Source organism: Gordonia sp. 852002-10350_SCH5691597 (assembly GCF_001665715.1).
In the GTDB taxonomy this organism is placed as follows: Bacteria; Actinomycetota; Actinomycetes; order Mycobacteriales; family Mycobacteriaceae; genus Gordonia; species Gordonia sputi.
Genome location: NZ_LZMO01000199.1, coordinates 1 through 7,993, shown reverse-complemented (window position 1 = coordinate 7,993; position 7,993 = coordinate 1). Strand labels below are relative to the sequence as shown.

Below are 7,993 nucleotides of genomic sequence, written 5' to 3'. Positions count from 1 at the left end.
GCGCCCGTCGAACAGCAGGTGTTCGTAGACCTCGTCGGTGACCGCGACGACGTCGTGTTCGATACACAACCGGGCGATCTCGGCGAGGTCGTCGTCGGAGAGCACGGTTCCGGTCGGATTGTGCGGCGAATTGATCAGCGCCACCGCGGTTTTCGGTCCGAAGGCGTCGGCGAGCCGTTCGCGATCGAGGCGGAAGCCGTCTCCGTCGGAGACGAGCGGGACGACGCGGCGCACGCCGCCCGCCATGGCCACGGTCGCCGCATAGGAGTCGTAGTAGGGCTCGATCATGACGACCTCGCGACCCGGTTCGACCAGTCCGACGATCGCGCCCGCGATGGCTTCGGTCGCGCCGACGGTGACGAGGATCTCGGTGTCGGCGTCGTAGTCGAGGCCGTAGTGCTCGCGCTGGTGCCGGGCCACCGCGGTCCTCAACTCGGGAACACCGATCCCCGGTGGGTACTGGTTGCGTCCCGCGGAGATCGCGTCTTTCGCCGCCGTCAGCATCGACGCGGGGCCGTCGGTGTCGGGGAATCCTTGCCCGAGGTTCACAGCGTCGTGCTGGACCGCCAGCGCCGACATCTCGGCGAAGATGGTGCTCGAAAACGGTCGGAGGCGCTCGACGGTCATGGCTCAAGGCTGTCACATGTCGGATGTTCGATGCACTTGTACGTGCTCGATCCCAAGTCGACGACAAGAACCCCGCAAGCGGGCGGAGTGACATTTGCGGTGGCGCCGACAGACGGCGCAACACCCGAGAGGATCCACCATGTTCACTTCGTCCGGCATTCATGTCCTGCACGGCCCGCTCTGGCGCATCGGCTGGCGTGCCGTGGTCGTCGCCGCCTGCATGGGCCTGACCCTCGTCGCCGCGTGCGGGGTGTCGGTCGGCGACGACATCGTCGACGACGCGGCCGACATCGACGTCGGGCAATGCGTCACGATCGGCGCGTCCACGGTCGACGACGGGAACGTGAAGGCGACGCGCACCGACTGCGGCGGTGACGATCTCACGTTCTACGTCGCTGCGAAGGTTCCGTCCGATGCAGGTTGCGTGAGCAAGAACAGTGCAGGTCTGACCTTCGACAAGGGCGACCAGAAGCTCTGTATGACACCGAGTTTCGTAGCCGGACAGTGCTATCAGGTTCCGCTGCCCGGCGGTCGGCTCGTGGACTACCGCGAAGTCGACTGCGATGCGACGGCACGCACGTCGACGATCGTCGCGCGAACGGTGCAGCGAGCCGATGGCGAGGTGCAGTGTCCTGACGACCTCACCACCTGGACGTTCACCGAGCCGCGCCCGATCGGCTACTGCCTCGAGGCGCTGGTGTGAGCGGGCGCGGTGCGCGGGGGCCCTGCACGAGCAGGATCAACCTGCGGACTCCTCGCCGATGGCCGGGCCGAGCAGGTCGTCGGCGTCGGTGATGCGATACGCGTAACCCTGCTCGGCGAGGAAACGCTGCCGGTGGGCGGCGTAATCGGCGTCGAGGGTGTCACGCGAGACCACCGAATAGAAGTGCGCCTGACCACCGTCCTTCTTGGGGCGCAGCAGACGACCGAGTCGCTGAGCTTCCTCCTGACGAGACCCGAACGTGCCCGAGACCTGCACTGCGACCGACGCCTCCGGCAGGTCGATCGAGAAGTTCGCGACCTTCGACACCACGAGCGTCTGCAACTCACCCGAGCGGAAGCGGTCGAACAGCGCCTCGCGCTCCTTGTTCTTCGTCGAACCCTGGATCACCGGGGCGTCGAGTTCACGCCCGAGTTCTTCGAGCTGATCGATGTACGCGCCGATGACCAGCGTCGGCGAGCCCGCATGCTTGGCCAGGATCGACTTCACGACGTTGACCTTGGTGTGCGCCGTCGAGCAGAGCTTGTACTTCTCCTCGTTCTCGGCGACCGCGTACTGCAGACGCTCCTCGTCGGTGAGTGTCACGCGAACCTCGACGCAGTCGGCAGGCGCGATCCAGCCCTGCGCCTCGATGTCCTTCCACGGGGCGTCGTAGCGCTTGGGTCCGATGAGGCTGAACACGTCGCCCTCACGGCCGTCCTCACGCACGAGGGTCGCGGTCAAACCGAGTCGACGCCGCGACTGCAGGTCGGCGGTCATGCGGAACACGGGCGCCGGCAGCAGGTGCACCTCGTCGTAGACGATGAGGCCCCAGTCGCGGGAGTCGAACAGATCGAGATTCTTGTACTCGCCCTTCGACTTTCGCGTCATCACCTGATAGGTGGCGATGGTGACGGGACGAATCTCCTTGCGCTCACCCGAATATTCGCCGATCTCCTCTTCGGTGAGCGACGTACGTGCGATCAGCTCACGCTTCCACTGGCGTCCCGCAACGGTATTCGTCACCAGGATGAGCGTTGTCGCCTGTGCCTTGGCCATCGCCGCAGCGCCGACCATCGTCTTGCCCGCACCGCACGGCAGCACGACGACACCCGAGCCGCCCGCCCAGAACGAGTCGGCTGCCATCTCCTGATAGTCGCGCAGATGCCACTCGTCCTGTTCCAACGCGATGGGATGTGCCTCGCCGTCGACATAACCCGCAAGATCCTCCGCGGGCCAACCGACCTTGAGCAGCACCTGCTTGAGCCGACCCCGCTCCGACGGATGTACCACGACGGTGTCGTCGTCGATCCGCGCACCGAGCATCGGCGCGACCTTCTTGTTGCGCAGGATCTCCTCGAGGACCGCACGGTCGAAGCTGACCAGGGTCAGCCCGTGTACCGGACTCTTCACGAGCTGCAGCCGCCCGAACCGGCCCATCGTGTCGACGATGTCCATCAGCAGCGGCTGCGGGACGGCATACCGCGAAAACGACACGAGAGCGTCGACAACCTGCTCGGCGTCATGCCCCGCGGCGCGCGCATTCCAGAGCGCCAGCGGCGTCACCCGATAGGTGTGGACGTGCTCGGGAGCGCGCTCGAGTTCGGCAAAGGGGGCGATCGCACCGCGCGCTGCCGCGGCGTCGGGGTGATCCACCTCGAGGAGCAGCGTCTTGTCGGATTGCACGATCAGGGGTCCATCAGTCACCCGCGCCATTGTATAAGGGTTTATCTGCCCGGCTCGTGGATGTGTTTTTTGCGCGGCTGGTGTCCGCTATGTCCGTTAAATTCCACTGTCCCGCGCGAGCATCGCGGCGTAAAGTAAGCGGAGCAAACCTCCGGATATCTCCGGGGTACTACGACGCAAGTGGGGATCTCACTCTTCATGTCAACTTCCGAGAAGCCATCTTCTGGGTCGTCAGCTTCCGAGACGCCAACTCTGTCCGCGGAGCCCGACCCCCGGCGCTGGAAGGCGCTCGTCTTCATCTGCATCGCGCAGTTGATGGTCGTGCTCGACGGTACCGTCGTCCAGATCGCGCTGCCCGACGCCAAGGTCGATCTCGGCATCAGCGATGCCAATCAGCAGTGGGTGATCACGGCGTATGCGCTGGCATTCGGCGGTCTGCTGCTGTTCGGCGGACGCATCGCCGACCTGTGGGGGCGTCGTCGTGCACTGATGGTCGGCCTCGTGGGCTTCGCGCTGGCGTCCGCGCTCGGCGGAGCCGCGGTGAACCAGGGGATGCTGTTCGGCTCGCGCGCGCTGCAGGGAACATTCGGTGCGCTGCTCGCTCCGGCCGCGTTGTCGCTGCTGACGGTCATGTTCACCGCGCCAAAGGAACGTGCGAAGGCGTTCGGCATCTTCGGCGCGATCGCGGGCGGCGGCGCGGCCGTCGGTCTCCTGCTCGGCGGATTCCTCACCCAGGTGCTCGACTGGCGCTGGACGATGTACATCAACGTGATCTTCGCCGCGATCGCGCTCTTCGGCGCGATCGTCGAGATCAAAGAACCTCCACGCGCCCACAATCACGCACCCGGCCTCGATGTGCTCGGAGTGATCCTCGGTGGAGGCGGACTCGCGCTCGTCGTCTACGGATTCAGTCGGGCTGCCGAGGAGGGCTGGGGCGACACCGGGACCGTCATCTGCCTGGTCGCCGCGGTGGTGTTGTTGGTCGCGTTCGTCGCGTGGCAGGCGCGCAGCAGTCATCCGCTGCTCCCACTGCGTGTCGTTGCGAACCGCGCGCGTGGCGGCGCCTACCTCACCGTCGCGTTGTCGGTGGTCGCGATGTTCGGAGCGTTCCTGTTCCTCACGCTGTACATGCAAGTGGTGCACCACTATTCGCCGCTGATGGCCGGTGTGGCCTTCCTGCCGATGGTCGGCGGCATGCTGGTCGGCTCGACCCAGATCGCGGTGCGCCTCATCACGCGAGTGCCGCCCCGGTTCCTGCTCGTGCCGGGCGCGCTCCTCGCAGCCTGCGGGATGCTGCTGCTCAGCCAGATCTCCGCCGAGTCGACGCGGTACTGGAGCGTGGTCTTCCCCGCCCTGTTCCTCCTCGGCATGGGCATGGGCACCGTCTTCATGACGTCGATGAACCTGGCGACCTACGGCGTCGAGCCGCGGGATGCAGGCGTGGCGTCGGCCATGGTCAACACCTCCCAGCAGGTCGGCGGCGCGATCGGCACCGCACTCCTGAACACGATCGCGGCAACGGCAACCGCGTCGTTCGTGACCGCGCACATGGCATCGGTCCATGGACCCGCCGACGCAAAGGCCGTGAAGGCACAGGCGCTGGTGCACGGGCAGAGCACCGGGTTCTACGTCGCCGCAGCCATACTCGCGGGCGTCGCGGTGCTCGCCGGCCTGCTGATCAACGTCAAGCGACCGATCGGCGACGCACACGATGCCGAGCCGGAGGCTGCTGCGCTCGCCGGGTGATTCGTGACCAGCGTCAGTTGTCGAGCAACTCGACGCTGGTCACGCGGTGCAGGGTGAAGTGCTGCTCGTCGTCGGAGCCCTCTTCGGTGCCGACGAGTTGTCCGGCACCGAGCAGCCGCGGGGTCACGACGTGCCTGCTGGCCGAGCCGTGGGCGTCGACGTAGCCGACGAGTAGACGTCGATTCGCCCGAAGCGCCAATTGGATGAGGGCAGTGGTGGATTCGCCACCGCCGACGGCGCGCACCGGTGCGGCGTCGGACTTTCCCGCAGTCGCCGGAGTGGCCCGCGTGGCCCTGTCGTGCGAGCGCATGCGGCTCACCACCGACTGCAACTGGTCGGCGGTCGGCGTCGAGCGGCGGGGTGTCGGTCGACGCCGACCCCGTCCCGACGACACGCGACTGCCGCGCTCGCGCAGGTCGACGAGTGAGCCGGACGAATCCTCGCCCGCGGGAGCAAATCCCGCGTCGCGGAGTCGATCGATCACCGTGCGGACCTCCGACGGCGAGATCGCCACCGTCGGCGCGAGCGCGCGCAGCGCGAGGTGTTCGGCTGCGTCGCTACGCAATACGGCTGCGAGCATCGTCGGGTCCTCGCATCTGATGAACGACGACGCGATGCCGACGCGGAGCTGCCCGTGCTTGCGTGCCACGTCTTCGATCAGATAGGTCAGCGACTGCGGAACCGGCGTCGACGAGTGCGCGGTGAACATCGTGAGCAGTTCGCTGCTGGTCTTGCCCGCGTCGAGAGCACGTCGGACGCTCGCCTCCGAGACGCGATACACCGATGCGGCGCCGCCGGATTCGAGATCGGCGACCAACTCGACCTGGTCGCTGAGCTCCGGGGTCATCGGGCCGGGAACAGTCAGCGTGAGGTCGGCCTGAGTGAGGAAGTGATCGACGGGTTCGGGTAGCGCCTTACGCATTGCGGCGAGCACCTGCGAGTCGACGGCCTCGGGACCGGTGTCCGACAACGCGACTCGGCCGACAGAGGTCAGCGACTGATGTGCCGTCACTCCGAGAGTCTGCGCCTCGGCGAGCGTCTCGCCGACGACGCGCGGGGAGAGTCGACGTATCCGATGCGGGTGCCGCCAGGCGAGTGAGGCGGTGACGGTGTCAACGGAAAACGGTGTGGCACCGTCGAGTTCGGTGAGCAGGTCGAGGATGAGATGACGCTGCAAGGGTGCCGTGGCGTCGTAGAGTTCCGACGAGAGCGCTGGATACGCGTTGCCGTCGCGGTCGGGTTCGCCGACCTGCCATGCGCGTCGCGGCATCGACAGCCACGCGTCGAGCAGTGTGGCCCACTGTCTTTCGGGTGCCGAGTGCAGCCACGTATCGGCCGACGACGTCGGTGCGAACGCCTGCTCGCCCCGATCTCCCGCGGGTGGCGGATCGGGGAATCCGACGTCGATGAGGCGTGCGTGCCCCAAGAGCTCGACGAGGAACGACACGCGTTTCTGGTCGAGGCCGGTGACCTTTGCGAGCCTTCGCAATTCGCGAACACCGAGCGCACCCGAGCGCAGCACGGCCGCGGGCGCACGCCCCAGCACGTCGATCAGCGACGTGGTGTGGCGGATGAGTTCGAGCGCCTCGCCACCCGCCGCGGCGTCGACGGCTTTGGCGCCGAACCGCAGTGAGGCGTGCTCGTCGGCGAGGTCGAGGGGCGCGAGAGTGTCTGTGCGCAGCGGGGGGTCGCCGCGAATGAGCGCTGCGACCATTGGGGGTAGTTCGACGGTCTGGTCGTCGATGCGTGCGAGGAGACCCAGCGCGATGAGCCGCGCGACAGGACTGTCGGGATCGGCACCGGGGCCCGCGTCCCGACTCCGTCCGAGCGCCGGACCCCGCGACAGGGTTGTCAGCAGATCGCGCTGGCGATCGTCGACGCCGTCGATCAGTTTCTGCACTTCGTCGGTGGTCAGGTGCGCGAGCGGGCCGGTCAGATGCAGCGCTTTCCACGGCAGGGCCGAGGCGAGGTGCGCGCCCGCGGTGAGTGAATCGGAGTCACCCCAGAACACCGCGCGACGTCGTAGATCGTCGATGCGTCGGGTGATCTCGGCCGACTCGGCACGATCCGACAGCGCCTTCACCAGGGTGTCGGCGTCGACGGAGGCCGGTACCCGCGCGACGCCGGGCCCGGTGGAGAGCGCGATGAACTGCTCGATCACCGCCATCGTCAGCAGATCCAGTTCCTCACCGACGAGTGCGATCGACGCCGCGGCGAGCGCGCGTTGGGCGAGTACCGAGGTTCCCTGTGGCGGCGGAGAGGCGAGGTCGGGACGAAGCGACAGCAGATCGCGCAGGTCGTCGTCTGTGCGCGCGGCCAGATCGTCGGCCAGGCCGATCCGCTGGTCGTCCGTGCTCATTCGATCAAGTCTAGTGGTCCGACGAAAACGGCAGGCGAGTCGTCGGACAGCGGGCGGCGTGGCACAATATGCGCGTGGCTGAGAAGGAAAAGAAGAATCACTACGTCGACAACGGCTGGCCTCGTCATGACGACGGCAGCGTCCCCGACCACGCGGTCTCGGAGTTCGCGGCGGAGATCCCCGGCGCACTCTCGCCGTTCGGCGATGCCGAGTTCCCGCTGCCTGCCGACAAGGTCAACTACGTCCAACCGAAGACCGTCGTCAACCGCTGACGACGTGACGTCGACCTGATGCCTCCCCGGCACGCGAGCGGTCCAGACGAGTCGTCGAACCCTTCTCGTCTGTCGCACCTCGACTCGACGGGTGCTGCGCGGATGGTCGACGTCGGCGACAAGACCACGACGCGACGACGCGCTGTCGCCGCGGGCACTTTTCACACGACCACCGAGGTCATCGACCTCCTGCGCGAGTCCGCGCTGCCCAAGGGCGATGTCTTGGCCACCGCTCGTATCGCAGGGATCATGGCGGCCAAACGTACCGACGCGCTCATCCCGCTGTGTCATCAGTTGGCGCTGTCGGCGGTCGACGTCGACTTCACCGTCGCCGACGATCACATCGACATCGTGGCCACCGTCGAGACCGCCGGGAAGACCGGCGTCGAGATGGAAGCGCTCACGGCAGTCGCGATCGCAGGACTCACCCTGCACGACATGACCAAGGCCGTCGATCGACGCGCCAGCACCGGCGAGATCCGACTGCTCGAGAAATCGGGCGGAAGGTCGGGAACCTGGACGCGCGAAGATGCCTGACGAGAAGATACCTGACGAGAAACCCGTGGCCCGCGTCGTCGTGGCATCGACACGTGCGAGCCGCGG

At 67.0% G+C, this 7,993-nt stretch carries 7 protein-coding genes; 4 read left to right on the top strand and 3 right to left on the bottom strand.

Annotated features, from left to right (window positions below):
* On the bottom strand, nt 1-627 hold a 627-nt coding region (locus tag A5777_RS14405; RefSeq protein WP_156529388.1), incomplete at its 3' end, for an aminotransferase class I/II-fold pyridoxal phosphate-dependent enzyme.
* Nucleotides 628-766: 139 nt separating this feature from the next.
* Between A5777_RS14405 and A5777_RS14400 the strand changes: the two genes are divergently transcribed.
* On the top strand, nt 767-1,330 hold the full coding sequence (locus A5777_RS14400) for a hypothetical protein (protein ID WP_064863187.1): 564 nt from the start codon (nt 767-769) through the stop codon (nt 1,328-1,330).
* Nucleotides 1,331-1,366: 36 nt separating this feature from the next.
* Here the strand turns inward: A5777_RS14400 and A5777_RS14395 are convergent, their stop codons facing one another.
* Nucleotides 1,367-3,034, bottom strand: coding sequence for a DNA repair helicase XPB (locus A5777_RS14395; RefSeq protein WP_174273026.1), 1,668 nt, complete (start codon nt 3,032-3,034; stop codon nt 1,367-1,369).
* A gap of 177 nt (nt 3,035-3,211) precedes the next feature.
* Here A5777_RS14395 and A5777_RS14390 point away from each other — a divergent pair, with 177 nt between their 5' ends.
* Nucleotides 3,212-4,759 carry an MFS transporter gene (locus A5777_RS14390; protein ID WP_064863188.1) on the top strand — a complete coding sequence of 516 codons (1,548 nt, stop codon included), beginning with the start codon at nt 3,212-3,214 and terminating at the stop codon, nt 4,757-4,759.
* A gap of 13 nt (nt 4,760-4,772) precedes the next feature.
* Here the strand turns inward: A5777_RS14390 and A5777_RS14385 are convergent, their stop codons facing one another.
* Complete coding sequence (locus A5777_RS14385) at nt 4,773-7,118, bottom strand: helicase-associated domain-containing protein (RefSeq protein WP_064863186.1); 2,346 nt, start codon at nt 7,116-7,118, stop codon at nt 4,773-4,775.
* Nucleotides 7,119-7,186: 68 nt separating this feature from the next.
* Between A5777_RS14385 and A5777_RS14380 the strand changes: the two genes are divergently transcribed.
* Both A5777_RS14380 and moaC read left to right on the top strand, forming a co-directional pair.
* Nucleotides 7,187-7,390 carry a hypothetical protein gene (locus A5777_RS14380; RefSeq protein WP_005203524.1) on the top strand — a complete coding sequence of 68 codons (204 nt, stop codon included), beginning with the start codon at nt 7,187-7,189 and terminating at the stop codon, nt 7,388-7,390.
* Nucleotides 7,391-7,408: 18 nt separating this feature from the next.
* Nucleotides 7,409-7,927 (top strand): cyclic pyranopterin monophosphate synthase MoaC, encoded by a 519-nt coding sequence (gene moaC, locus A5777_RS14375; protein WP_064863185.1) that lies wholly within the window; start codon nt 7,409-7,411, stop codon nt 7,925-7,927.
* The last annotated feature ends 66 nt before the right edge of the window (nt 7,928-7,993 follow it).